Genomic DNA, 25636 nt, shown 5'->3' with positions numbered 1-25636 from the left:
CAATGCTGTTCGACATCCGCACCATCGTAGGATCCCTCCTCGCCTGCTACGGCATCATCCTCATTGTCGTAGCCCTCACCTACGACTCCGAATTCCAGCGCATCAAAACCGGCGGCATAGACATCAACCTATGGTCCGGCATAGCCATGACCGCCGTAGGCCTGGCCTTCTTCGCCTGGGTCCTCCTCCGCCCCGTCCACGACCAGTTCGCCGACGCTGACGACTTGTCTGCTGATCAGCCGAAGATTTAGGTCCGTTTTGTACTATTTGACCGATTTGAGCTCACTCTGTGAAACGTCAATGGGCCGCAACTGATTGCTGGTGGTAACGTCTCGCGGCATGAGCGGAGTGGGGGGCTCGGGAGGCGTTTTCGTCGTTCCTGAGGATGTTCAATCGTTGGGAAAATCTGCATTGGATATAGCCGAAACGTTGCGGTCGGCGCTTAAATCGGTAGGGCAAGACGTCGATTCGCTGACAACTGGACGATGGACGGGTTCAGCGGCTGCTTCCTTTGGTGCTGGTTGGGGAGAGTGTTCCGAGGGTGGGCAGCGCATCATCGATGCTCTCACCACCATGGCCGACAAGCTGGGAGTAACGGCCCAAACCTATGTAGGTCAAGACTTACTGTCTGCCGACAAATTTACAAACCTGGATCTGCTGTGAGCGAGGAATTCTCAGTAGATCTGAATGACTTGGACGCGATCGTAACTCGGCTGTCGGATCTCGCGAATTTTATCGGAGACCAACTCTCGGATCTGGATCGGAAGGTCGCGGCCGTGCGCTCTGGCAGCTGGGACAGTGCAGGAGCTGTCGCCTACGCGGACGCGCACAGTGAATGGCTCAGTGGTGCAAAAGAACTCGCGGAAGGTGTCACCGACATGGGCGTAGTGGCGCGAAACGCTCACGGTCACTACACCGCAGCCATCGGTGCAAATACTCGAATGTTCGGCGGTAAGTGATTCAGTGGCTGTCACAATCGATCCGCAGACGTTCTACAACGCCGCTACCACACTTGCGAAGCTCGGCGTAGATATCGATGCTGCGACTACTGTTCTCGTAAAATCGCTATCAAATACAGGGTCCATGTCGGGATCCAGTGATGCCGCCAAGCAATGGGGCGCAAGCTACGACACTCGGGCCACTGACGCTATCGACGACGGCCGGAAACTTGCTCGCACCCTGAAACACTTCGCGGGTCTGTTGAATGTTGCCGGCCATAACCATGCTTTGGCGAACTATCGGGCTGATATGAACCCCGGCAAGGGCGATGAGCCGGCCAAGCCGGCTGACGTGGAAGTGCCGACGGAACTCTGCTGGTTGGGGCCGCCCTCGGCAGGTGGGCCCGGTGCTGGATTGGTATCCACGGTTGCTTCCTTGATGGAGAAGATCCACGTTCACATCCCGGACGGCGACACCGACAAGCTCGGCAACGCGGCAAATGGCTGGCGTGCGTTCGCCGCCCACGATGCAGTGGCGCGTGCGGAGTCGTGCATCAACGGTGTCAATAAGACCCTACTCGCCATCGATTCGCCCGAAATGGGTGATGTGCTCGAAAATATGGCGGTACTCCGTGGATCCGCGGGAAAGCTTCATACCGCAGCGGGCCAGCTCGCCAGCTACTGCGATGATGGCCACAAGAAGCATCTCGACGCATTGCGCAAGCTCATCATTAGCGCGATCACCGCGCTCGAAGTGGCTGTCGCAGTGCACTTGGCGGTCACACTCTTCGCTGATGTGATCACAGCGGGAATCGGTGTCATGCTCGCCCCGGCGCAACTGGCCCTGATCGAGTTGCAGGTGGGCGCAACTGCTCGAGAGATCACCGAGGCCGTCGTCGCGGCAGACATGGATGCACTTCTCTCCGGGGCGGCTCAGGCAGAGAACGTTCTCGTGGGTACGGGCACCGGCCTGGATCAAGTAGCTGCGCTCGAGGCCGCCACTGTCGGGGATGAAGCCCTTGCAGCTTCGGAGACCGCGGCGCCGCGTGGTCTGCTCGATTTCAGGTCGCCGAATCCAGACTTCCCGCCCAATTCAGCGCTCGATTCCATCCTGAGCAAGCCTCCGCCGCAGGGTGTCGACTGCTCGGAGATCGCCGAGAAAATGTTGAGGACCGCGGGTGACGAAGGGCGAGTCATCAGATTCGAGCCCGGGGGAGGGAAATACACCACGATGCAACTTCTCGAAGAGGGTGGCGCCCGAACGGAGAACTATTACTATCATGAGGTCTATACGGATGGTCGATATGTGTACGATCCATTCGTATCGAGCTCCCCGGTTCCGAAGGGGGATTACTATCGTATGATAGAGAGTCTGAATCCTGACCTGAAATGGTGGTTCCAATGACCCGTTCCGAATGGGGAAAGCCTTCGGAGGAAGCGTTGCGGACGCTGGATATTATGGGAGATATCGAGTGGTTCGGCCTTGACGTCGGATATGACGACATCAGTGCGCGAAGGACGCCACCTCACATGATTTGGCGGTACAAGACCGAGCCTCCAGGGTTCGATGAGTGGGTTCGAAGTGCAGTATCAAGTTTCGCTGGCAAAGTTAAATGGACGATAGATAAACCCGGTCGAAATTGGGTCCTTCTTCCCCAGCGAGTGATGGATGAAGTGGCAAAGTCGCCAGGCGCGGATGCCAAGAAGATTTATCACGCTGTTGGAGTCGAGGATCCAGTTTTCGCGGAAGAGGCAATTTCTGATCTGCGGCCGCTGTTTTCTTATCTTCGATCAAAATGGGGACAGTAGGGAACTGGTAACAAAAAAGAGGTTAGATATGGTTACTGATCGAGAACAGATCGCTGAGCGTAACTCTCGAATTCAACGGGCCATTGCCGAGGTTCGAGGCCGCGGCGAGACGCCAGGCGGCGCGGTGGTCGTGGAAAGCGATATCAATGGGAAGATCACTGAACTTCGGATCGCAGTGGCGGCGATGACCGTGGAACCTGCTCGGCTAGCGAAGGCCATTTCGCAGTGTCATGAAACAGCCAGAGGCAATGCGCAGGAGGCTGCCACGAAGATATACGCGGAGATGTTCAATCTGCCCGAGCTGTTGACCCGATACGACACCTCGGTACAGTCGCCCGCGCTGAGCAGCACTCGAGTTTCTGCAAGCTCGTATGACGCACCTCGGAGCTCTCAGGGGGAGTGGGAGGAGTTGACTCCGCTGCGGATCACACATTCGATGTGATGTCGAGGAGCTGCATCGATCCGTCCGAGTATCCACAGGCGGAACAGGCCTCCCGCCTGGGTTGATCGGACGGGAGGCCTTGGGATTACTTCGCCGGGGCCACGAAGGGCTGGTTGATGGTGGTGAAGTATTGGGCGGCGGCGAGGATGGCTACGGGGGCGGTGACGAGGATTTGGCCGGCGACCGTGCCGAGGAAGCCGATGACGCTCATGCCCACGATGCAGCCGAGGACCGCGCCGCCGAGGGCGCCGAACATGGCGGTGAGGGCGCCGGTGACGGTGGCGAGGGTGGCGCCGCCGAGGAGGCAGCCGACGGCTGCGCCGCCGAGGCCGCCGACCAGGGTGCCGATGGTCGCGCCCATGCCGATGGTGCTGGTCATGCGGCTCCAGGCGGCCTGTTCGCGGTCGTATTCGGACTTCCAGGGGGCGGAGTTCTCGAAGGGGAGTGCCACCGGCTGGTAGGCCGCGTGGGCCAGGTCGAACTGCGGGGTGAGCACCGCGGTGCGGTCGGTGATGTCGGCGGCGACAGGGAAGACGAAATCGTCTACGCGGAAGGACAATTCGGTGCCCGCGACAGTGGTGCCGTCGGCGGCCTTCACCTTGAACACACCGTCTTCGACGAGCATGGAACCGGCATCGGTCCGGATGATGGTCTGGGTTTCGGTGTTGGTGGAGGTGAAGTTGATGGCGCCCGCGTCCTGAGCGGGGCCGGCGTGCGCGGTCCCGGCGGAGACGGCGAGCGCGCTCGACATGACGGCTGCGGACATGGCGAACGTGGAGAGCTTCATCAGGTGAATTCCTAAGCGTCGGTGCGGATCAGGGTTTCCGCACGGCGTGGGGGATCCCGCGCATGGGATCCGGAAAAGGGTGCAGAGATCCAGCGGCGCGACCGGAAGGCCGTGCCGCTCGGTGGGATTCGAGATCAGGCGGTGGCGCGGCGGCGAGCCGCCAAGCCCACCAGCACATCCGCGATCAGGAACGCGAGCAGCGGATAGCCGATCATCGGCGCGAACCAGCCGACTACCACGGCGGCCACCGCGAACGGCAGCAGAACCGTCAGCGGCGTCTGCCGCAGCGCACCGCGACGCGGCGCCTTACCGGCCGCGAATTTCGTCTCCTTGGTCGGGCGGCGACGCCACCACATCAGATAACCGCGCACGATCACGGTGCCCAGTCCGATCATGATGACCAGCAGCAGCAACTGATTGAGCAGGCCGAACAGCAGGCCCATATGGAACTGAATGCCCCAATTGGTCAGCTTGGCCATCAACGGCCAGTCCGAATACCGCAGCAGGTCGGTCACATTGCCGGTGGTGCCGTCCACCGCGATCGCATCGCGAGTGAAGACATTGGGCCGCCGCAATTCCTGCGCGACGAAGGCCGCACCGTCCTTGGCCGGAATGCTGATCTCCAGCGGACCTTCCAGCCCGTTGGCGCGCGCCACCCCGTACACGGTGTCGACCAGTTTCGCCTTGTCGGCGGCCGGAGACGCGGTGGGTGCGGATCCGCCGTGTCCGGCATGGTCACCCGTGGCGGGCATGGCCGGACCCGTCGCACCCGGCAGCTTGGCGCTGACCGCGGGCGTGGTCCAGCTCATCTCCTCGCGCAGCTTGGTGACGTTCTCGCCCGCGTATTTGGACCACGTCATACCGGTGGCCGACAGCAGCAGGATCACCGGAAGAATCCAGACACCCACCGCCGCATGCCAATTCATCGTCCGCGCACGCGGACGTGAACGGTCGGGCCGCAGCAGCCAGCCCGCGGACCGCTTGTCGCGCCGCGCGCGAATCCGTCGAATCCACAGCACCAGCCCGGCCAGGCCGATCAGCCACAGCCAGGAGGCCGCGATCTCGCTGTAGTAGCGACCGACATCGCCGAGATGCAGATCCCGATGCAGTTGGTCGATCCAGGTGCGAGTCGGCAAAGCCCCGGAACTGCCGTAGATCACGCTGTCGCCCACGGGCTGCGCGGTCACCGGATCGATGAACACCGCCCGGCGCTCGGACTCTCCGAGGGACGGATCGGTGAAGATGACGCGGGTGGTGTCGCCCGCGTTCTGCCCGGGAGCCACGGCGGCCAGCGCCAGCTTCGGCTCCCGCGCCACGCCCGCGGCGACCTGCTCCGAGATCGGCTTGGCCGGGCCGGTCGAATCGGTGTGCAGCAGAGCGCGATCGGTGAACGTCTCCAGCGTCGGGGCGACGGCGTAGAGCGCACCGGTGACGGCCGCGATCAGAATGAACGGTGCGACGAAGACACCGGCATAGAAATGCAGTCGCAGCATGAGCGCCTGAAAGGCATTGCCCACGGTGCGTTTGGTGGATTGCGGCGCGGATTCGGGCTCCGAAGCCGGTTCCGTGGAAATGGTAGGGGAGGGCGGCGGTGCCGTACCGGCACCGCGTTCAGTGATTGTCACGAGCGGTCTTTCCGATGTTCGAGGAACCCGTGCCGTCGCCTACCGAATTGTTCGGTGCGCTGTTTCGGCAGACGCCACGACGACGCTCGGCGGAGCGCGCAGAGGTATGCGGCACTCACACCGGGCAGCGCGCTTTTCGCGTATGCCGGAACCCCTCACGGTGCGCAGGGGCATAGGGCGAGCACACACGGCCGCGAACGACCATGTGCCGGGTGAAAGGAAGAAGTCAGCCTCGAACGAGAGCGGGCGGCCCGCGAGTGTGCAGCGCATCGGCGGCGAAAACCCGCAGCACGACGCGATCACGATGCCGGATCGGCAACGCGGGCGGCCCGGACCGGACCGGAAGTGCGATCAATGCGGGCAATGCCCAGGACAGCACCGTGGTGCCGATCCGATAGGCGGCCTCGGCGCCGAGGATCATCACGGCCGCGACCACCGCCGCGGTGATGTGCGCCGCCAGCATGGCCGGACTCCACATCGACGCCTGGTGATGATGCATATGGCTGCTGCCCGGCGAACCCCACATCATGGCGAAGTGCCCGAGCAATTGCCCGCAGACCAGGGCCGTGACCAACCCGAGCCAGGTCGTGCGCAGCACGCCGACCCCGGTGACCAACGCGCCGATCGTCGCCGAGGCGAGTACGAGCAGCGTCAGCGGACCCGATTCCAGGGGCGCGGCCCCCGAGATGAATCCGTGCGCGGCCACCGCGAGCGCCCCGGAAAGCAGTCCGGCCGATCCACCACGCAATACCGCAGCATCACTGCGGGATTGCGCCGTGGACCGGCCGGACAGAAAACTCACGCGCTGATGATAGCCGAGGTGTGCGACCCGAATAACGGCCGCACAACCCAATTCCAGCTGGAATTATTCGGTGGGAACCGACATTTCGATGAGCGGCTTGCGCAGCAGCTTCCCGGTGGCATTGCGGGGCAGCTCGTCGAGGAAGATCACCTCGCGCGGCACCTTGTACCGGGCCAGGTTGTCCTTCACGAAGTCCTTGATCTCCTGCACGTCCCGCTTGGACTCGGGGCCGGGAACCACGATGGCGCGCAGGCGCGTTCCGAAATCCCGGTCCTCGACACCGACGACCGCGGCCTCGAGCACATCGGGCCGGTTGGAGATCAGGTGCTCGACCTCCTGCGGGAAGACGTTCTCGCCGCCGGAGATGATCATGTCGTCATCGCGGCCGTCGATGAACAGCAGACCGTCGGCGTCGAAGTGCCCGACATCGCCACTGGACATGAGCCCGTCCACGTTCTCCTTGGTGCGACCGTCGGTGTAGGTCTTGAAGGAGTGGCCGTTCTCGATGAAGATCGTGCCGGTCACGTTCGGCGCGGTGATGCGCTTGCGGTTCTCGTCGTACAGCGCGACGCGGATGCCGACCGGCGCCTTGCCCGCGGTGGTCGGCGCCTTGCGCAGCTCGGCCGGCGTGGCCACGGTCATGACGGCGCATTCGGTGGAGCCGTACACGTTGTAGAGGCTGTCGCCGAAGTAGTCGAGCGTGCGGGTGACCACGTCCGGCGGGATGGCCGAACCGGCGGCGAACAGCACGCGCAGGGTCTCACCCGGCTGGTACTTCGCGAGGGTCTCGGCAGGCAGATCCAGGATGCGCTGCAGCATGGTCGGCACCACGGTCAGGCCCTGCGCGCGGTACTTCTGAATGTTCGCCAGGGTGTGCTCCGGGTCGAAACGGCGCTGCTGCAACACGACTCGATTGCCCAGCGCGATCGACAGCGTGAACTGCGACAGGCCCGTGGCGTGGAAGATCGGCGCGGCCATCACGACGGTGCTGTTGCGCGGCGTCGGAATCCGGTCCAGGAACTGCGCGGTGATGAACGGGCTGACCTTGTCGCGCGGCGCGCCCTTGGGGGTTCCGGTCGTGCCACTGGTCAGGATGACCATGCCGCCCGGCTTCTCCGGCGGAGCGACGGGCGCGGTGGACTGCCCGGCCGCCAGCGACTCGATGGTCGGGATCGAGGGATCGGCGTTGTCCTTCTCGTCCACCCAGGTCAGGATGCGCGGGATCTCGGCCGGAATCGCACTCATCAGGTCGAAGAACTCGCTGTCGTGCAGCACCGCCTTGACCTTCTCGCGGGTGGACACGTCGGCGAACTGCGGCTTGGCGAAACCGGTGTTCATCAGCACCGCGCGCAGGCCCAGCTTGCCGGCGGCGACCAGGCTCAGCACCATGCCGCGGTGGTCACGGGCCAGCACACCGATCACGTCGCCGGGGCCCAGGCCCTGCGCGGCCAGGCCGCGAGCGAAGGCGCTGGACTGCTTGTCCAGCTGCTCGAAGGTCAGCTCACCGCGTTCGTCGACGATCGCGGGGGCCTTCGGATTGGTCTTGGCCGCGTGCACGACCGCACCCGCGAACGGGCCGAACTTGAGCACGTTGACGGCCGAGCGCAGCGCCTGATCCGGGCGCAGCGGATTGAAGAGTCCCCCTCGGACCATGGCATTGACGCTGAGCGCCGTATCGCCCGCTTTGCGAAGAACCGTGCCTGCCGATGGAAGGGCAAGTGACATGGGTACAACCTTCCGCGATCCCCCGCCGGACGAGTCGGCGCTCGGACCGCAACCTCGAGATCCAGTGCGGTGCCAACCCTAGCAAGCAGGGGGCGCGGTGGTGTGGCCGAGGTCTCTGTGACCGGCGGTAGCGTATAGAGTTCCCAGGTCGTGGGGTAGATCGCAGAATTGCCACAGTGTCGCTGGTAGAGCCTCCGGACCCGTGCCCGCGGCGGCAGCGAGTGCGGGACTCGAGCCGTTGACATGGGGCTGCGGCACTCAGCCCGGGTAGTCCAGGAGAACCTTGCGCAGGAGTTTGCCCGTCGCGTTGCGAGGCAGATCATCGAGGAAGAACACGTCGCGCGGCACCTTGTACCGGGCCAGATTGCCCTTCACGTACGCCTTGATCTCGGCCGGGTCGAGGGTGTGGCCGGGTTCGGGAACCACGAAGGCGCGCAGACGCTTTCCGAACTCCACATCGTCCACCCCGACCACCGCGGCGTCGAAGATGTCGGGACGCTCGAGCAGCAGGTTCTCGACCTCTTGGGGGAAGACGTTCTCCCCGCCGGACACGATCATGTCGTCATCGCGGCCGTCGACGAAAAGCAGTCCGCTGTCATCGAAATGGCCCACATCGCCGCTGGACATATAGCCGTCGATGATCTGTTTGTGGCGGCCGTCGGTGTAGCCCTTGAACGGCGCGCCCGAGCGGATGAAGATCCGGCCCCGCACGTTCTTGGCCAGGATGCGCTTGCCGTCGTCGTCGAACAGCACCACCTCGCACGTGGTGGGGGAGCGACCCGCGGTGCCGGGCGCGATGGCCAGATCCTCGGGGCGGGCCACGGTGGCCACCGCGCACTCGGTGGAGCCGTACAGGTTGTACAGCACCGGTCCGAAGGCCTCGGCGGTGCGGATGCTCAGCTCGGGCGAGAGCGCCGAGCCCGCGATGACGATCCCCTTCAGCGAGGAGGTGTCGTACTTCTCGCGAATCGCGGGATCCAGCTCCACCATTCGATGCAGCATGGTCGGCACCGCGATCAGCATCTGCGCGCCGTGCTCGGCGATCAGGCGCAGCGTCTGCTCCGCGTCGAAGCGGCGCGCCACGACGGTCTTGTTGCCGAACGCGGTGCTGGCCAACCAGGTGCCGAAGCCGGTGGAGTGGAAGATCGGCGAGACGATGACCATCGTGCCGAGCTGCGGGAAGTCGATGCGATCGACCATCTGCACCGTGGACAGCGGCCCGGTCTTGTCGCGCGGTGCGCCCTTGGGCAGGCCGGTGGTGCCGCTGGTGAGGATGATGAATCCGCCCGGCTTCTTCGGTGCGGGCAGCGGGGTCTTCGTGTTCGCGGCGATCAGATCGTCGAGAGTCGTTGTGCCGTCCGGGATCTCGGTGCCCTCGTCGACCCAGGTGAGTACGCGGGGCAGATCCGCGGGCAGGGCGTCCAGGAGTCCGAGGAACTCGCTGTCGTGCAGGACGGCCTTCACGTTCTCCCGCTCGCACACGGCCGCGAATTGCGGCTTGGCGAAGCCGGTGTTCATCAGCGCCAGGCGAGCGCCCAGCTTGCCGAGCGCGACCATGGTCAATAGCAATCCGCGATGGTCGCGGGCCAGCACACCGACCACCGTGCCCGGTTTGACACCCATCCGCTGTAGGCCGCGCGCCAGCGCGTTCGACCGCTCGTCGAGTTCGCGATAGGTGAGTTCGCCGCGTTCGTCGGCCAGTCCCGGCCGGTCCGGCCACAGTCGGGCGGCGCGGCGGATCGCGGTGGCGGGCGGCCCGAAAACCCTGCCCTCCAAGGCAGTTCGCACCGTGCCCATCGGATCGCGGGGGTCGGTCAGTCCCAGTTCGCGCAGCCGCCGCAGACCCTTCACGGTCTCGAGAGTGTGCGTCACCCGTCGCTGCGCCGAGTCCAGAACCGAGGCCATGCCGACCACCTCCGTGAGATGTGCTGCCTGCCGCGCGTATTCAGGCAGGTAGCGCCACCGTAGCAGCGGGGTGTGATCGCCGTTACACAAATTCGGTCACAACGGACAGTTGCTGGTTGTGTGCAATACGTCGCCGGTTCTTCACCGGCGAGACATGTACCGGACACCCGGATCGCCCAGGCTGCATCCGTCTCGTGATTCGATAACCGACCTGATGAGGTATTTCCACATGGAGTTGCTCGAAGTTCTCGCCAACCTTCTCACCAGTGGCCTCGGTGCACTGAGCGGCAGTGCGGCGGCCTGATTCGTGACGAACGGCCCGCCGGGTACGGCGGGCCGTTCTGGTGTTCAGGAGAGGTCTCGAGCAGCGGGGCTCAGTGCGAGGGCCGCTGTCCGGCGTCGATCGCGGTGCTCAGCCCCAGATGCTCGGTGGCGTCCAGATCCGCGGCCACCGAGGCGAGTTTGCCCCGGATCGCGGTGACCGCGTCCGCGCCCAGCGCCAGTCGCAGCGGCGGATTCGCCTGGCCCACCGTCGCGATCACCGCGGCGGCGGCCTTGTCCGGGTCGCCTTCCTGGGTCTCATGGTACGAAGGCAGACCCACCCGGGTCGGCCCCACGGTCGGGGCGTAATCCTCGATCTCACCGCTGATCCGCAGCGCGGCCGGCGCGGCGAAGCTGGTGCGGAACGCGCCGGGCTCCACGATGAGAACCTGGATGCCCAGCGGATTCACCTCTTGCGCAAGGGCTTCGCTGGCCAGCTCCAACGCGCCCTTGGCCGCGCTGTAGATGCCGACCCCCGCGAAGGACATGATGCCGCCCATGCTGGACACCTGAACGATGGCGCCGCCGCGGCGTTCGCGCATCTGCGGCAGCACCAGCCGGGTCAGGCGCAGCGGGCCGTGGAACATCACGTCCATCGCGTCGCGCACGTCGTCCTCACCGGTCTCCTCGACCGCGCCGATCACTCCGTATCCGGCGTTGTTCACCAGCACGTCCACCCGCCCGGCTTCCTTCACCGCGCGCTCGGCGGCCTGCGGATCCCGCACGTCCAGCGTTATCACCTGCACCCGATCCGGCTGCGCGGCAACGACTTCCGCCATACTTTCGGGCCGGCGGACCGCGGCGATCACGTGGTCGCCGGCGGCCAGCACGGCGCGGGTGAACGCTGCACCGAAACCGCTGTTGGCTCCGGTGATCAGCCAGCGGCGCGGGGCGTTCTGTGCACTCATGGTCGATCCTTTTCGCTGTGCCCCGGACGGTCCGCCCGGGTGCTGATGATCAGCATGCCGGGTACACGCGTGGCCCGGTATTGCCCGAAGGTGGAAGAGCGCGGGCGTGAGGGGTGCGCTGACAGATCCCACCCGCACCCGACTCGCCGTGCGGTTCGCCGGCGCGGCCCGAGGTCGGCATCGGTCCTGTCGAAACCGCGCCGCGCGAGCCCGGACAGCAGGAAAATCTTGGGATGAGCGTCCCTTTCGACTATTCCGGCCGCACCGTCTTCGTGGCGGGCGGAACCAGCGGTATCAATCTGACGGTGGCACAGGCCTTCGCCGAGGCGGGTGCGGCCGTCGCGGTCCTGTCTCGCAATCCTGACAAAGTGAATTCGGCGGTGGCTGCCATCGGTGAAACCGGCAGTCCCGTCATCGGATTCGTGGGCGACGTCCGGGATTACGACTCGGTGGCGGGTGCGCTGGCGGCGGCCCGGCACCAACTCGGCGGGCTCGACGTGATCATCTCCGGCGCGGCGGGGAACTTCCCGGCCGCGGCGCGCGACATGTCACCCCGGGCGTTCGCGGCCGTGGTGGACATCGATCTCAAGGGCACCTTCAATGTGCTGCGCGCGGCCCACGAGCATCTGCGCACGCCGGGCGCGGCCGTCATCAACATCTCGGCCCCGCAGTCCTCGATCCCGATGGAACTGCAATCCCACGCGTGTGCGGCGAAGGCCGGAGTGGACATGCTGACCAGAGTCTGCGCCCTGGAATGGGGCTCGGAGGGGATCCGGGTCAACGCTGTCGTTCCCGGACCGATCGCCGAGACCGAGGGTATGGCCCGGCTCGCTCCGACGCCCGAATTGTCGCGGGTTGTCGCCGAATCCGTGCCGTTGGGCCGATACGGGACCACTCGGGAGATCGCCGATTGCTGCCTCTGGCTGGCGAGTCCGTCCGCCGCGTACATCACCGGCGCGATCATTCCGGTCGACGGCGGCTGGTCGCTCGGCGGCGCGTCGCAGGTGTTCACCGCCATGCGCGCGCTCCTCACCGCGCCGCGGCCCGAGGTGACGCCGGAGCAGGAGGGCGCCGGCGCGGTAGCGGCGGAATGACCACTGCGATTGCGGCGGACCGACCGCTCCCGGCCCGCTCAGCGGGGAGTGACCTCGACGCGGTTGTCGTGGAACACCGCGCCGCCGCCGAAATCCGAATCACGTTCGGCGATGGTGGCGTTGACCGTCGCGCCGCCGGTGAATTTGGCCCAGCGGCCCTTGGTGGTCGCCGCGACGCCGGGGCGGACCTGGTCCGAGACCTCGGCGACCGCCTCGAAGGAACCGCGGTCGTTGTGGACCGTGACGGGGGCGCCGTTCTCGATGCCGCGCGCCGCCGCGTCGAGCGGATGCAGGGTGACAGCGGAATCGCCTGAGCGGCGCAGCAATTCGGGGTTGTTGCCGAAGGTGCTGTTCAGGAAGAAGTGCGATGCGGCGGAGATCAGGACCAAGCCCTCGCCGGGGTCGGCGGGCGGGGTGTAGGCGGGCAGGGGGTCGTGACCGGCCAGTTCGGCTCGGCGAGAGAAGAATCGGAGTTTTCCGTTCGGCACCGGCTTCGGATCCACACGCAGGAAGCCGTCGGCACGCAGGCGTTCGACGTCGAAGCCCTTCAGCAGCTGGTCGGCCAGGTCCTCGTCGGAGTCGTAGAGCGCGGGTTCGGTCAGCCCCATGCGATGTGCGAGACGGCGGAAAGTCTCGGTGGTGGAGAGGCATTCGCCGGGCGGAGCCACCGCGGGCTCGTTCCACACCAGGTACATGTTCCCGTACGCGGCCAGGACATCGAGGTGCTCGGTCTGCATGGTGGCGGGCAGCACGATATCGGCGTAGTCGACGGTGTCGGTCGGGAAGTGTTCCAGCACAACGGTGAACAGGTCCTCGCGAGCCAATCCGCGTCGTACGCCGGACTGATTCGGATTGGATCCCACCGGATTCGCGGCGATCACGAACAGTGCCTTGACCGGCGGGCCGTCCGCGTCGAGCAAGCCGTCGGAGATCCTGGTCTGGGACAGCGTGCGCACCGGATGCGGCAGCAGGTCGAAGCGCATCAGTTCGGGCAGGTTCAGATCGAAATGACCGCTGGTCGAATAGTGCAGTCCGCCACCGGGAATCGCCCAGTCGCCGGTGATGCCGGGCAGGCAGGCCAGGGTGCGCAGCGCCATGCCGCCGCCCGCGTGCCGCTGCATGCCCTGGGAGGCCTTGATCGCGGTCGGCCGGGTGCGGGCGATGCGCTCACCCAGCGCGGTGATCTTCTCGACCGGCAATCCGGTGATCTCGGCGACCCGCTCCGGCGTGAATTCGGCTATGCGGCCCTTGAATTCGTCGAAGCCCTCGGTGTGCTCGGCGATGTAGTCCGCGTTCTCGGCCCCGAGCGAGAGGATCACGTGCATGAGTCCCAGGGCCAGCGCGGCGTCCGTTCCCGGCAGGGGAGCGAGATGCTCGTCGCAGCGTTCGGCCGTGCGCGTGCGCACCGGATCGATCGCGACGGTGTACGCGCCGCTGTCCTGGATGAACTTCCAGCCGTGATGTCCCGAGGTGAGCGGATTGGTGCCCCACAGCAGGATCAGCTTCGACTGGGCGAAGTGCTCGGGGTCCATACCGCCGGAGGTTCCGAGCGTGTACTTCAAGCCGACCGCGCCCGCGATCGAGCAGATCGTCGGATCGTGCAGCGAGGCTCCGAGGGTATTGAAGAACCGCCGTCCCGAAAACCCTTCCAGCCCTTGGATGTACCCGAGACTTCCGGTGCCGTGGAACGGCCAGATCGCTTCGCCGCCGTACTCCCGGACGATGCCGTCGAGCCGTTCGGCGATCTCCCCGAGTGCTTCGTCCCAGCTGATCCGCTCGAACCTGCCCTCGCCCTTGCGGCCCACTCGCCGCATCGGATACCGGATCCGCTCCGGTGAGTCCACCTGCTCGAGGTATCGGTTCACCTTCACGCACAGCGCGCCCCGAGTGACCGGATGGTCCTTGTTCCCGCGCAGTCCGACCGCGACGCCGTCCTCCACGGTCACGACCCAGGAGCACGCGTCAGGGCAGTCGAGCGGGCAAGCCCCGAGAACCTTCACTCGGACGATCGTATGCGACCACGCCGTGGGCGGGTCCAATCCCTGTCGGGAATTGCGGCGAGTGGGGTCGGCGTGCTGTGTGGGTTGAAATGCCGCGCGGCGTGGGTCAGTGCGCTCGCGTGAGGGGGCGCCGATTTCAGGGAGTCGGTGCGCCCGTGCGGTGGACGTAGATGGTGCTGTGGGCCACCCCGGCCAGTTCGACGAACTTCGCGAGGTCATCGGCCGGGAGGAAGCCCAGCGTGTATCCCTCGCCATCGACCAGGACGCCGACCAGCGCCACACCGAGCCTGAGGCAACGGTCGGCCAGCGGCCACAGGAATTCGTAGAGGTCTTCCTCCGGGTCCCACGCCTCCTGAGCGGTCCATTTGTACCATTCCCAGGTGAGTCCCGGTGGGAAGGTGGGCAGCTCTTCGAGGTAGTCGCGGACCTCCGACGGCCGGGCCTCCCACCCGCAGTAGGCCAGTCCGCTGCCCTCGTCGTACAGCGCTTCGATCAGCGCCTCCTCGGGGGTGATCGGTTCCGGTCCGCCGCGCGCGAGCGCGTCCGCCAACCGTGCCCACGCCTTCTCGAGATCGGGCGCGAGCAGTCCGACAATCTCGAACAGCGCCGCGCGCTGCTCTTCCCGGAGGGCCATGGGGTGAAGATAACCGCCGGGCTTGTTACTGACGCCGACCTTCGCCCCGCAAGTCCCGAATCCGTTGTCCGCACACCTGATTCCGGCGAATTGTGTCTCGAATGCTGGGAAAGTCGTCTTGGGCGCATGCGTCCGAAGGCGGGCGATGCACCGACGCTCGCTAGGGTGCGCGGGTGGCGAAGATTGCTTTTCTCGGCGCGGGCCGAATGGGTGTGGGAATGGCGAGCAGGCTGCTCGCCGCCGGACACGAGGTGAAGGTCTACAACCGATCACCGGAAAAGGCCGCACCTCTGGTGAACGCGGGCGCGATGCTCGCCGCCACCGCGCGCACGGCGGCCGAGGGCGCGGACGCGATCATCGCGATGGTCGCCGACGACGACGCCTCCAGGACGGTCTGGCTCGGCGAGACCGGAGCCCTGGCCGCTCGGACCGCACCGGGCGCGTTCGCCATCGAATGCTCCACCCTCTCCCACACGTGGGTGCTGGAACTGGCGAAACTCGCCGCCGCCCAAGGCTTCCGCTACCTCGACGCACCCGTCACCGGTCTTCCGTCGGCCGCGGCCGCAGGTGAGTTGATCCTGTTCATCGGCGCCGCCTCTGTCGACCTCGACGCCGCCCGGCCCCTCCTGGCCCCGCTCTGCGCCGACATCGTCCACTTCGGTGACCCTGGCGCGGGCACCGCCTACAAACTGATCCAGAACCTCATGGGATCGATCCAGATCGCCTCCACCGCCGAGGCCCTGCGCACCGCCGAACTCTCCGGCCTCGACCTGCCCACGGTGGTCGCCATGCTTTCCCGCAGCGGCGCCGCCAGCCCCACCGTCATCCGCCTGGCTCACCTCATGCTCACCGGCAACCACACCGATGACATAGCCTTCACCGCCGCCTTGCGCCGCAAAGACACTCGTGTCGGCGTAGACCTGGCCGAGTCGCTCTCCGCGCCCACCTCGCTGGGCCGAGCGGCCCTGCACCTGTTCGACGATCTGATCAGATCCGGCCATGCCGACCTCAACGAATCCAAGATCATCGACCTGCTGCGCGAGTGAGTCGGCCGCAGCGACCAACCCGAGGCGATCGGTCCGGCTGGTACCTCGGCCACAGACGATCGGCGCGGACCTGAACAGGCCCGCGCCGATCGCTCGTTGTGCCGCTTGCTACTTCAGGTTCTGAGCCGAGGGGTCGATGGGTTCCGGCGCCTTCTCCGCTGTCGTCTTGTCCGCCGCGTCGGATTCGTTCTGCGCCAACTTCTTCGAGGCCGTCAGGCTGGTGATGGTGGTGATGACAAGGACCACGCAGATGACGCCGAGGGAGACGGGCGTGGAGATTTCGGGGGTGTCGACTCCGGACTCGTGCAGAGCGTGCAGGACGAGTTTGATGCCGATGAAGCCCAGGATGACCGACAGGCCGTAGCTGAGGTGGATGAGCTTCTTCAGGAGCCCGCCGAGCAGGAAGTAGAGCTGGCGCAGGCCCATCAGGGCGAAAGCGTTCGCGGTGAAGACGATGTAGGGATCCTGGGTGAGGCCGAAGATCGCGGGGATCGAATCCAGGGCGAACAGGACATCGGTGGTGCCGATGGCGAGCATGACCACCATGAGCGGGGTCATGATGCGCTTGCCGTTGTTCCGAATGAAGAGCTTGGTGCCGTGGTAGCTGTCGGCGACGCCGAACTTGTGCTCGATGGACTTCAGGAGTCGATTTTCCTCGAACTCCTCGTCCTCCTCCTCGGACCGCGCCTCCTTGATCAGCTTCCACGCCGTGTAGATCAGGAACGCGCCGAAGATGTAGAACACCCACGAGAAGTTGGAGATGATCGCCGCGCCCGCGCCGATGAACACCGCGCGCAGTGCCAGGGCGATCAGCACGCCGAACAGCAGCACGCGCTGTTGCAGGTGTGAGGGCACCGAGAACTTCGCCATGATCAGCACGAAGACGAAGAGGTTGTCCACGCTCAGCGACTTCTCGGTGATGAAGCCCGCGAAGAACTCGGTGGAGGACTGCGAGTGCCCGGTGACCAGCAGTCCGAGGCCGAACAGCGCCGCCAGCGCGATCCACACCACGGTCCAGATGCCGGCTTCCTTCATCGACACGTCATGGGGCTTGCGCCCGATGAAGAAGTCGACGGAGATGAGCACACCCAACCCGACGATGGTCAGCACCCAAAGGGTCAACGAAACATCCACAGCGCGCGCCTCCGGCGGATCAGTCCAACACGACCAACGACTCGTAGCCAGAGGTCTCCGCAGCGGCCAGGCCAGCGCGGGATATGTCCCCTCCGTGGTCACGAGGCTACCGGGATCGCGGGCAAAGGTAAAGAAATTGCCAAGTGAACGTCAGTTGATCTTTACCTTTGCTGACGGGTTCCGCGCCTTCGGCCACAGGCCCGGCGGTACCGCAGGTTCGCACCGATGAATTTCTGATGCGCAGGGAGTCAATGCCTTTGGATGTGTCGAAGCAGATGATCGTGCGCCGCTTGCCGGGTGCGGATCTCGCTGACAGAGAGGATTCAGGCATGACCAAGCCGTTCCGATTCGGGGTCGTCGCCCCGCTCATGGGTGATGTGCCGACGTGGCGGGATCGCGCGCACCGCGTCGCGGACAGCGGGTACTCGACGCTGTTGGTGGCGGATTTCCCGCAGACGCAACCGGCGCCCGCTCCCATGCTTGCCACCGTTGCCGCCATCACCGACCTGCGGGTGGGCACCTGGGTCTACGCCTCTCCGCTGCGCCCGGCGTGGATGACGGCATGGGAGGCGCATTCGCTGTCGGTGCTGACCGAAGGTCGCTTCGAGTTCGGCATCGGCACCGGCCGACCCGGCATCGAGGACGAGTTGCGTGAGAAAGGGGTGCCCGTCCTGCCGCCCAGTGAGCGGTTGACGCAGGTGGGCGAGGCTGTCCGGGCATTGCGGGAGCTCGACGGCCCCGGCCGCCACACACCCGTGGCGATGGCCGTACTCGGTCCGAAGGCCCGGGCGCTGGCGGCCGAGATCGCGGATACGGTCACCTTCGCTCTGGGGCCGCAGCCCCGCGCCGAAGTAGCGCGACTGGCCGAGGATTTCCGCGCGGTCCCGGACATCGAGCTCGCGCTCGCCGTCCCGGTCATCGGCGACGCCCTGGCCGCGCACATGGCGCCGCCGTGGACCGACCCCGCCGCGCTGCGCGCGGTCGACGCGGTGACGATCCTGCCGGACGACCCGGCCGCCGCCATCGAGGAAATCCAGCGCCGCCGCGAAGAGATGGGCTTCTCCTACTTCATCTTCGGGGCCGACTTCGCGGAGCGGTTCGCTCCTGTGGTGGCGGCGCTCGATGGGAAGTAGGTGGGGGAGGGTATACCCGGCCTGATCGTCCACTGTCGACGTGGTTTTGACGGGAAACCGCCCCCAGCGTGCGTCCAGTGGAGGCTCAGGCCGGATTCCACCTCGATTCCAGGCCTAATGCGAGGAACGCGAAGTGAGGTCGAAAGGAACGGCCATCCACTGGTTCGATTTGGGTGAGCACAAACCCACGAGGACGCCGACCGCCATAAGGGTGAGTGGGACCCCGAACCAGAGGTGACCGGTGGCCAGCAGGAGTAGACCTCCGGTCAACAGCAGGATCTGCCCGAGCACCGCCACCGGCCGCGGCCACCAGCGCCCCCGGTACAGGGCGATGCCTGCGACCAACGTCAGGATTGCCAGCGCCAACAGGAACAGCGTCGTGAAAGCCGAACCCGCGGTCGAATCGCCGGACCCGGCAAACCCCAGGACGATCAGCCGAACCACCACTCCCGCGCCGACCGCGCCCTGCAGCGCCACCAGCACCCCGGCCAGCCGCACCCTCGCGGGCGCCTGCCGGCCTGACACGGTTCCTGCCACTCATCCACGCTAAGCCTTCGCTGTCGCGATGGCAACGACCTGCGGAATCGTGGTTTCCGTGCGGTCTTGACACCGGAGATCATCCCGAGCAGAGTTCACATGTGAACTCATCGAGAGGGGTGCGGTCATGAAATTCCTGGCGAGTACGTTGGTTCCCAGGAAGAGCAGGGGGTCGGGGAGTCCGCCACTGAGCCGGTCCGAGCGGTTCGCGGAGCTGATCGACCTCGCGCTGTGGGCCGAGCGGGTGGGGTACGACGCGTTCGGGGTCGGCGAGCGGCACAATCCGGACCTGCTGTCGGCGTCACCCGCGGTGATCCTGTCGAATATCGCCGCCCGCACGTCCCGGATTCGCCTGGTGACCACGGTCGCGGTGCTGTCACTCACCGATCCGGTCCGCTCGGCCGAGGACTACGCCACGCTCGACCATCTCAGCGCGGGACGACTCGATCTGATCATCGGCAAGGGCGGTGATCCGGTCGCGCCGAGCCTCTTCGGTATCGAACCGGCCGACCTGTGGGATCGGCTGGAGGAGGGTTACGAGCTACTGCGGCGGCTGTGGCGAGAGGAGACGGTCACCTGGGAGGGGCGCTACCGGCCCAAGTTGACCGAGGCGTCCCTCGAGCCCCGCCCGCTTCAGCAGCCGGCACCCCGGGTGTGGCACGGCTCTGCGACGAACAAGCGCTCCACCGAACTGGCTGCGCGCTGGGGAGATCCGCTGTATTCGGCCAATGGCCTGGACCGCCTCGATCACTATCTGGATCTGGTCGCCCACTATCGCGAGCGGCTCGCCTTCCACGGCCACGACCCCGCCGCGGCGCTGGTCGCCGTCGGAGTTCACTCCCCGATCATCACCGACCGCTCCCAGGACGCGCTGGCGATCGCGCGGCCGATGTTCGAAGCCTCAGCGGCCGAGCACTTCCGGGTGCGTGCCCGTTTCCCGTTCGCGTCCCTGGAGGACTTCATCGAGAACGGATCCGCGCTCGTCGGCACCGCCGAGCAGATCACCGAGAAGCTCCTGATTCTGCAGCGCAAGTTCGGCAACCAGGTGTTCGGTGTCGGGGTGGAGGGGTTCTTCTCCACCTACACGACCGAACTGGCGGTCACCCGCGACTACCTCGAACGGTTCTTCGCCGAGGTCGCGCCCACGCTCCGGAGCGAGATTCCCACCACCGTCTGGGAGTGACTCTCAGCTCGGCCGGTCACGGCGCACATGGGCGCGGATCTTGTAGGAGAGGGTGGTGAGCTGCTCCACCTCGTCGGCGGTGAGAGCGCCGACGAGTTCCTCGCGGATGTGCCGGGCACGGTGGGCCTGCGCCCTGCGGAACGTCGAAAGGCCCTGCGGGGTCAGGTAAACCACCGTGGCGCGGGCATCGCCGGGCACCGGGCCGCGCTCCACCAGGCCACGCTGCTCCATCCGCCCGACGTGCTGATGGAGCCGGCTCTTGCCGAACATCAGCACCTTCGCCAGCTCGAACGCGCGCAGTGTGTGGCCGTCGGTGTTGCCCAGCGCGTTCAGGACCTGCCAGTCCGGCTCGGACAGCCCGGTGTCCTGCTGGAGCCTGCGGGTCAGCGCCTGCCAGAGCTCGGCGTTCATGGGAAAGAAGGCGTCCCACAGTGCGCGTTCGCGCTCTCGCTGTCCCATGGCTCCGCACTGTACCGAGCTCGGCCACCCCGATGAGATGACAGCCCCCGCGCACTCGACGGCCGCCCTCGATCTCAGAATCGAATTCGGCGGCACGGATTCGATCGTGACAGGAGACCCCGGGGTTCGCCGGCCATCGGCTTCCCGGAAACCGCCTGAGCCCGAACCGCATACCGCGCTGACCGAATCGGTCAGCGCTTACCGGCGGAAGGCATACTGCGCGAGACTGTTTCGAGCCTTCACTGCGGCGTGGATCGCGGCGAGTCGATCACCCGGCACCGGAAGGGTTGGCCGCCAGCCGCACTCGGCGTCGTGTCACCAAGCGCCGTGGTAGCTCACGCCCAACACGAGGGCAGCGACCGCGGTGGCCAGAAAGACGATTCCGCCGACTATGTTGCGAGAGCCCACCCGCAGGTGCGCGGCGATGGCTCCGATGAAGTACAGCACCAGGCCGGTGGCGGCCAGCGTTCCGAGGATCGGCACGGCAAGCCCGGCCAGCAGCCCGATAGCGCCCGCGGCCAGCAAGGTGCCGAGCACGGGAACGTACTTGCGGGGAATGCCCTTCATGTCCGCTTGGGTCTTGGGGTAGTCGTGGCCGATCAAATACGTGACGGCGGCGGCGCCGTTGAAGAGCACACCGAGGATGCTGACCGTAACGAAGGCGATATGCACGTTCTCTCCGAACATTTGGCTGATGATTCAGCGCCGCTGTCGGTATCGATCAGTGTCCCGTGAACGGTCGAGATCCTCTAACGGGGCATCTGCCGAGACGATACAACAGGTGCCATACGCTTGTGATGTGGACAAGCCGCCGCTGTATCGGAAGGACAACACCACCGCGCGGGGGTCTCGTCCACGCGGTGGTGAGTATCGGCATCGCCGCAACACGAAGCGGACCGCGAAATCCGATGTGACGCACGAGGGTATGGGACGGACACCGGGCCGGGGGCGTGATTACACGCCGCTTTTCCGGTTCCTGCTCTCGAGGGTCGGATCGGACTGGGAGGCGACATTCACCGAAGCCAAGTCCCGACTCGACCAGGACGAACCGATCTTCTGGCTTGTGGCGGTGCAGGAATTCGACCGTCAGGACTACGTGCGGGTCAGCGAGTCGACCTATTACAGCGGGTTGTACGTCGCTTCCGACGGAACACTGCAGGTTGTGAATCCAGACATCGACGAAACGAGTCTTGACCCCGTATGCGCATGCTGCACCTGCACGTTCAACGGCATCCGATTCACAAGGCCCGCTTCACCAGGTACGTCACCGACCTAGCCTCACCGCTACGAGCGAGAACCGGACGGGCCGAAGCCGGTCCGGGAACGAGTAAACCGGTGCGGTCCCATGGGACCGCACCGGTTTTTCGTTGTGCCAGTGCTTACTTCAGCTTGTCCGAAGACAGGTTGAGGACGCGGCGGGCGACGATGAGCTGCTGGATCTGCTGGGTGCCTTTGAAGATGTCCAGGATCTCGCGGGCAGCCTGGCCGACCTCCACGAATACGAGTGATCATGCCGCTGAGCTGGGTGGTTGTCTCTCCCGAGCTCTGCCAAATTCTATGACAGCACCGTTCGGCAACCGCGGCGAGAGCGAACAGTCCGATCGATCCGCAGTGCCGGCCGAATCGGCCCCGAGTGCAGGACGGCCGATCGAATCGGCCCGGGGCCTGCTTGATGCTCGCATCGGTGCCGGAGGCGAAGTGCCTCAATGGGTTCCGTGCGCGCCGCACGGTTTTTTGGCGTTATGTGCTGCCGACGCGCCCCGACGTGCCGGGGCGACGCTACATCAGCCCCGTCGCGCGTCGCTGCGTGGCGGCGGCACGTAGCGCCGTCGCCCGCGCGGCGCGCCTTGAACCTATATAGGCAAATTCGGCAACGACTTTGATGTCGTCCAGAAACGGAGGGCGCGAGCGATTCTCAGCCTGAGGGTTCGGGGAGCAGGCGGCGAGTGTATCCGGCGGCTACGAGGTGTTAGTAGGCTTCGTGGACTTCGTCGGGCACATCCTGTTCGGTGGCCCAGCCCTTTGCTGGGTAGACCCAGCGTCGCTGGGTGTCACCGACGAGCGTGTTGACTATCCGGTCCACATCGCCGATACCTGCGACGTACTCGTCCAGTGTCCCGGTGACGGTGCCGCTGTTGATCACTCGCCCGAGTGGTGAGCCGCTGAGCGGGGACCTGTTCACCAAGGTCGGCTGGAAACCGGCGTTCGGCAATGCGGATCTTGAGTACCGCAACAGGATCGACGGGATGCACGCGTTGCGGCACCTGTTCGCCTCGACGCTGTTGGCGCGCGGGGTGTCGGTGAAGGAGCTCGCGCACTACAACTGCTTGGACACTGTGCTTACCCGAGGTCACCGAGGTGACTCGTGAGCGTGAACGCGCCCAATATCTGTGACTGAGAGCTAGAGAGGCCCCATCGATCAGCAACCGACTGAGCACACGCTCATGCCGACCATGACGCGGTGTTCGGCTTACGATTGGGCGGGATCGCTGGAGGGGTGGAACTCCGTGCGGTGTCGTCGAGAATGACAGTGGACCGAAAGAATTGGGCCTCCTTCGCGATATCGGAGGCGGCTCGATCGTCACTCTGAGTCGCTCTAGAGTGCGCGACGCTTTACTGTTTGACGAAATCGCCGAGCTTGTACTGCCGGTCGAAGAACGCCTCGGTGTGGCCGTTCCAGTGGATGAGGCTGACCAGCCTTTGCCGGGGTTGGTCTTGAGCCAGTTCTGTGCGCCTTTGGGCGGATTCGTCCCGACGTGGAAGGTGACCAGCCGTCGGGTTGAACTTCAGGTTGTCCGTGGAGTTCAGGGATGGGTATACCTGGCCTGGGGCATTGATTCCGGAGGCGGATTCCGAATAGATTGCTCCGGCACTCACGAACCGCCCGACGCCGTGCCTCCTCCTGGGTATCGCCCCGAACGTAGCTGGATGGTCCGGTCCTCTCCCGACAGGATTCTGGGATCAACGGCCACAACACGTGGGAGATTCAGCCGCCGCGCCGCGCCGCTGTCAGGTAGAGCTGACCCGAACACTCGTCTTCGACACGCCGGGCTAATGTCGAGATCCAAAGCGCAGGGGTTGTTTCGGCTTCGATTCCGGGGAGGCAATTGATCGTTGGTCTGCGCCGAACCGGATTCGCTGACACAGGAAGTAACGTCGATGTTCGATCAGCAAGATCGTTGGCTCGAGGAGTTGATGCTGTACACGGGTCGGAAAGAGCTGATCACGTGTACTGCTGGCCGGATGCCGCTGACCGCGATCGTGGCAGAAATTGCCGAGGCTTGTTCCGATCCACGCGTACATGACCGACAGCGCACTTACGACTGGCAGTCGATGGCATCGGATCTCAAGGCGGCCCTCGGGTGGATCGGTCCGGAGCTGTCTGCGCTCGTGGACTCGACTTCTCGAGCGGTTCACACGACCATCACCGCAGACCTGCTGGTGTCCACGAAGAATGGCGCGTTGGCTGTCGACGACAGCCAACGGCCAGCGGTAGCGGCGAAGATCGCTGCTGTCACCGGAATCCTCAGTGGTGATCTTCTGCTTGTCGCCGCGTGGCGCGATCTGGTGACCGCATGCCGCGATATCGATCACACCCTCTACCCGCGCGAACGAGTTGCCTATCTGCGCGACACGCTGATCGCGTTGAGCGAACTACGCAATCAGGATCGGCAGCACTGGAGTCCAGTATCGATCGCGGTCAGGGTACTGCGCGGTACGGAGGCAGCCGTCAGGTACGCGCGAGCGACGGTCGGCGACACTGTCGACACGGCCACATTGTTCGACCCCACCGCGGCCGCGGATATGAGCGAAGCAGAACTCTTCGATCTCGCTGAGCGCTGCCTCGTCCAGCGACCGTCAACCGGAACGTGCGTGGTCTGGTTTCGATTGCGGCCTGCATTCGTTAAGAGCCTCTCGTGCGTGACCTTTGGCGCGGTCACGTTTTATGACGCACAGACGCTCGCGAGTGCACTCATCGATCACGAGCGGGCGCGCGAGTTGTTCGAGGTCGTGCCAGAGGAGCTTCTGACCGAGGAAATCCGTGAGCTGCAACGCTCGTCCGAGGTCGACGAGGTCCAGGGGTTTGAGCATGTGCCGCAACTGGTCTATGCGCGCGTCACCGTCCGCGAGATCGAAGGCCATCGTGCCAAGGAGACCGCGCGGATGTACTTGGACACCGTGCTGGCGGTCGTCGACATCGCTCCAGGGATGTGGCAAGTCCTCGACGGCACACTATTTTTCGATGGTTCACCTTCGCATGGTTCAGCTGTCGAGTGGGGGCTGAAGGCGCCGTTGCCCGCAGCGGTCTTCTCCGAGAACGACACCGTCACCCAGACGTTGCGCGAGTTGACTGCGGCAGGCCACACCTTCACTGTCGAGACCGCGCGGCGGCTACAACCTGTCCTGCGTCTTCAGGCGGCGCTGTTGAGTGTGCCGAGGTCGGATCCGGAAGCGGTGGTCATGGCCGCGGTCAGGGCGATCGAGCACTGCAATACCTGGATCGCCCCGCTCGAGAAGTATCGCTGGTACGGGTTTGTCGAGCAGTATCTGTTCGACGAATACCTCGTCACCGGGTTCGCCAATCGTGTAGCCGGCGAGGTGTTCTCGGCCGTGGTCCAGTACCTCCCAGACCGTTCCCCGGGGGCTCCGGCACAACCAACACTGCGCGCGATCCGCGACGAGATCACGGTAGGTGGAGGTCCAGCCATCGATTCGAGCAAGGCCCTTGAGCACGTGAGTGCCTTGAAGGAGATCTATGCCGAACATTGGTTGGTGCGACAACTGAAGGAAACCGACGACACCGTTTCTTCGTCTGCGGCTCTACGCGCTGCTTTCGATTCCGAACGTCAGCAACTGGACGCGCGAGTGAAACGGCTGACGCGATCACGCAACTCCGCGATCCACGGAGGGACCCTGTCGGTTGTGGCGTGCGAAACCGTTGCCGATTTCGCATTGATCATGGGGCGCAAGGCGCTCAATACTGTCATCCGCGCACTGGTCGCCGGAGAGCCGGTCGGCCGCTACGCATCAGGCCAGCGGAACGAATTCCTTCAACGAGCCGAAATTCTCACCCAGGGGGGAGACTTGGGGAATCTGTTCAGGCTGACTCCCTAAGCCCCAAGTGATCGGGCGCGGGTACGCCGCTATCGAGTC

26 protein-coding genes and 1 pseudogene are annotated in these 25636 nt (G+C 65.2%); 13 read left to right on the top strand and 14 right to left on the bottom strand.

The genetic code is table 11. The features are described 5' to 3' along the window. Positions 1 to 2: 2 nt before the first annotated feature. From NJ1_RS04240 to NJ1_RS37780, 6 genes are all read left to right on the top strand, one after another. Positions 3 to 251 (top strand): hypothetical protein, encoded by a 249-nt coding sequence (locus tag NJ1_RS04240; RefSeq protein WP_067687635.1) that lies wholly within the window; start codon positions 3 to 5, stop codon positions 249 to 251. 88 nt (positions 252 to 339) lie between these two features. After that, positions 340 to 663, top strand: coding sequence for a WXG100 family type VII secretion target (locus tag NJ1_RS37790; protein ID WP_084477727.1), 324 nt, complete (start codon positions 340 to 342; stop codon positions 661 to 663). Continuing rightward, positions 660 to 959, top strand: a complete 300-nt coding sequence (locus NJ1_RS37785) for a WXG100 family type VII secretion target (RefSeq protein ID WP_084477726.1) — start codon at positions 660 to 662, stop codon at positions 957 to 959. Before NJ1_RS37790 ends, NJ1_RS37785 begins: the two co-directional genes overlap by 4 nt. A gap of 4 nt (positions 960 to 963) precedes the next feature. Continuing rightward, positions 964 to 2343 carry a hypothetical protein gene (locus NJ1_RS04230; protein WP_157573741.1) on the top strand — a complete coding sequence of 460 codons (1380 nt, stop codon included), beginning with the start codon at positions 964 to 966 and terminating at the stop codon, positions 2341 to 2343. Then, positions 2340 to 2747 (top strand): hypothetical protein, encoded by a 408-nt coding sequence (locus NJ1_RS39645; RefSeq protein WP_169813081.1) that lies wholly within the window; start codon positions 2340 to 2342, stop codon positions 2745 to 2747. The genes NJ1_RS04230 and NJ1_RS39645 overlap by 4 nt, the downstream gene beginning before the upstream one ends. 28 nt (positions 2748 to 2775) lie before the next feature. Further along, positions 2776 to 3189 carry a YbaB/EbfC family nucleoid-associated protein gene (locus NJ1_RS37780; RefSeq protein WP_169813080.1) on the top strand — a complete coding sequence of 138 codons (414 nt, stop codon included), beginning with the start codon at positions 2776 to 2778 and terminating at the stop codon, positions 3187 to 3189. Between the two features lie 85 nt (positions 3190 to 3274). Here NJ1_RS37780 and NJ1_RS04220 read toward each other — a convergent pair whose 3' ends face one another. The 6 genes from NJ1_RS04220 to NJ1_RS04195 all read right to left on the bottom strand — a co-directional run bounded on the left by NJ1_RS04220 (position 3275) and on the right by NJ1_RS04195 (position 11262). Beyond that, the gene (locus NJ1_RS04220; RefSeq protein WP_067687627.1) at positions 3275 to 3976 is read right to left on the bottom strand and encodes a DUF8020 domain-containing protein; all 702 of its coding nucleotides are present in this window, start codon (positions 3974 to 3976) and stop codon (positions 3275 to 3277) included. Between the two features lie 134 nt (positions 3977 to 4110). Continuing rightward, a complete protein-coding gene (locus NJ1_RS04215) occupies positions 4111 to 5493 on the bottom strand; it encodes a PepSY-associated TM helix domain-containing protein (RefSeq protein ID WP_245717202.1) in 1383 nt (460 codons plus the stop codon). A gap of 334 nt (positions 5494 to 5827) precedes the next feature. Further along, positions 5828 to 6403 (bottom strand): hypothetical protein, encoded by a 576-nt coding sequence (locus NJ1_RS04210; protein ID WP_245717201.1) that lies wholly within the window; start codon positions 6401 to 6403, stop codon positions 5828 to 5830. 63 nt (positions 6404 to 6466) lie between these two features. Further along, positions 6467 to 8128: an acyl-CoA synthetase gene (locus NJ1_RS04205; RefSeq protein ID WP_067687624.1), complete on the bottom strand. Its 1662-nt coding sequence runs from the start codon at positions 8126 to 8128 to the stop codon at positions 6467 to 6469. A gap of 258 nt (positions 8129 to 8386) precedes the next feature. Then, complete coding sequence (locus NJ1_RS04200; RefSeq protein ID WP_067687896.1) at positions 8387 to 10033, bottom strand: acyl-CoA synthetase; 1647 nt, start codon at positions 10031 to 10033, stop codon at positions 8387 to 8389. Between the two features lie 374 nt (positions 10034 to 10407). Next, positions 10408 to 11262, bottom strand: coding sequence for an SDR family NAD(P)-dependent oxidoreductase (locus NJ1_RS04195; protein ID WP_067687622.1), 855 nt, complete (start codon positions 11260 to 11262; stop codon positions 10408 to 10410). A gap of 233 nt (positions 11263 to 11495) precedes the next feature. Between NJ1_RS04195 and NJ1_RS04190 the strand changes: the two genes are divergently transcribed. Then, positions 11496 to 12356 (top strand): SDR family oxidoreductase, encoded by an 861-nt coding sequence (locus tag NJ1_RS04190; protein ID WP_067687621.1) that lies wholly within the window; start codon positions 11496 to 11498, stop codon positions 12354 to 12356. A gap of 38 nt (positions 12357 to 12394) precedes the next feature. Here NJ1_RS04190 and NJ1_RS04185 read toward each other — a convergent pair whose 3' ends face one another. Both NJ1_RS04185 and NJ1_RS04180 read right to left on the bottom strand, forming a co-directional pair. Further along, positions 12395 to 14356 (bottom strand): molybdopterin-containing oxidoreductase family protein, encoded by a 1962-nt coding sequence (locus NJ1_RS04185; RefSeq protein ID WP_067687620.1) that lies wholly within the window; start codon positions 14354 to 14356, stop codon positions 12395 to 12397. Positions 14357 to 14492: 136 nt separating this feature from the next. Further along, a complete protein-coding gene (locus NJ1_RS04180; protein WP_067687618.1) occupies positions 14493 to 14990 on the bottom strand; it encodes a DUF6630 family protein in 498 nt (165 codons plus the stop codon). Positions 14991 to 15163: 173 nt separating this feature from the next. On the opposite strand from NJ1_RS04180, the gene NJ1_RS04175 reads away from it, so the two are divergent. After that, positions 15164 to 16036: an NAD(P)-dependent oxidoreductase gene (locus tag NJ1_RS04175; RefSeq protein WP_084477724.1), complete on the top strand. Its 873-nt coding sequence runs from the start codon at positions 15164 to 15166 to the stop codon at positions 16034 to 16036. A 108-nt stretch (positions 16037 to 16144) separates the two neighbouring features. On the opposite strand, the gene NJ1_RS04170 is transcribed toward NJ1_RS04175, so the two are convergent. Next, positions 16145 to 17170 (bottom strand): TerC/Alx family metal homeostasis membrane protein, encoded by a 1026-nt coding sequence (locus NJ1_RS04170; RefSeq protein WP_067687615.1) that lies wholly within the window; start codon positions 17168 to 17170, stop codon positions 16145 to 16147. A gap of 329 nt (positions 17171 to 17499) precedes the next feature. Between NJ1_RS04170 and NJ1_RS04165 the strand changes: the two genes are divergently transcribed. Next, entirely contained in the window at positions 17500 to 18303 is an 804-nt protein-coding gene (locus NJ1_RS04165; protein ID WP_067687894.1) for an LLM class flavin-dependent oxidoreductase, read from the top strand. 114 nt (positions 18304 to 18417) lie between these two features. Here the strand turns inward: NJ1_RS04165 and NJ1_RS04160 are convergent, their stop codons facing one another. Next, positions 18418 to 18840, bottom strand: a complete 423-nt coding sequence (locus tag NJ1_RS04160; RefSeq protein ID WP_067687614.1) for a hypothetical protein — start codon at positions 18838 to 18840, stop codon at positions 18418 to 18420. A gap of 127 nt (positions 18841 to 18967) precedes the next feature. On the opposite strand from NJ1_RS04160, the gene NJ1_RS04155 reads away from it, so the two are divergent. Beyond that, positions 18968 to 20023, top strand: a complete 1056-nt coding sequence (locus tag NJ1_RS04155) for an LLM class flavin-dependent oxidoreductase (protein WP_067687613.1) — start codon at positions 18968 to 18970, stop codon at positions 20021 to 20023. A 3-nt stretch (positions 20024 to 20026) separates the two neighbouring features. Here the strand turns inward: NJ1_RS04155 and NJ1_RS04150 are convergent, their stop codons facing one another. After that, positions 20027 to 20482 (bottom strand): MarR family winged helix-turn-helix transcriptional regulator, encoded by a 456-nt coding sequence (locus NJ1_RS04150; RefSeq protein ID WP_067687612.1) that lies wholly within the window; start codon positions 20480 to 20482, stop codon positions 20027 to 20029. A 315-nt stretch (positions 20483 to 20797) separates the two neighbouring features. Further along, the gene (locus tag NJ1_RS04145; RefSeq protein WP_067687610.1) at positions 20798 to 21169 is read right to left on the bottom strand and encodes a DoxX family protein; all 372 of its coding nucleotides are present in this window, start codon (positions 21167 to 21169) and stop codon (positions 20798 to 20800) included. A 112-nt stretch (positions 21170 to 21281) separates the two neighbouring features. Between NJ1_RS04145 and NJ1_RS04140 the strand changes: the two genes are divergently transcribed. After that, positions 21282 to 21758: a hypothetical protein gene (locus tag NJ1_RS04140; protein WP_067687608.1), complete on the top strand. Its 477-nt coding sequence runs from the start codon at positions 21282 to 21284 to the stop codon at positions 21756 to 21758. A 103-nt stretch (positions 21759 to 21861) separates the two neighbouring features. On the opposite strand, the pseudogene NJ1_RS40355 reads toward NJ1_RS04140, so the two are convergent. Continuing rightward, positions 21862 to 21954: pseudogene (locus NJ1_RS40355) on the bottom strand (hypothetical protein); the annotation flags it as partial. Positions 21955 to 22451: 497 nt separating this feature from the next. Further along, positions 22452 to 22625, bottom strand: a complete 174-nt coding sequence (locus NJ1_RS38730; RefSeq protein WP_157573740.1) for a hypothetical protein — start codon at positions 22623 to 22625, stop codon at positions 22452 to 22454. Here NJ1_RS38730 and NJ1_RS37775 point away from each other — a divergent pair. Continuing rightward, on the top strand, positions 22618 to 22851 hold the full coding sequence (locus NJ1_RS37775) for a hypothetical protein (protein WP_174557040.1): 234 nt from the start codon (positions 22618 to 22620) through the stop codon (positions 22849 to 22851). The genes NJ1_RS38730 and NJ1_RS37775 overlap by 8 nt on opposite strands. A 790-nt stretch (positions 22852 to 23641) precedes the next feature. Continuing rightward, positions 23642 to 25597 carry a hypothetical protein gene (locus NJ1_RS40350; RefSeq protein WP_245717200.1) on the top strand — a complete coding sequence of 652 codons (1956 nt, stop codon included), beginning with the start codon at positions 23642 to 23644 and terminating at the stop codon, positions 25595 to 25597. Positions 25598 to 25636 lie beyond the last annotated feature (39 nt).

Origin of the sequence: Nocardia jejuensis NBRC 103114 (assembly GCF_001613145.1) — a bacterium.
GTDB lineage: Bacteria > Actinomycetota > Actinomycetes > Mycobacteriales > Mycobacteriaceae > Nocardia > Nocardia jejuensis.
Note: the sequence above shows the minus strand (reverse complement) of the source record. Positions and strands in the feature narration are given on the sequence as shown.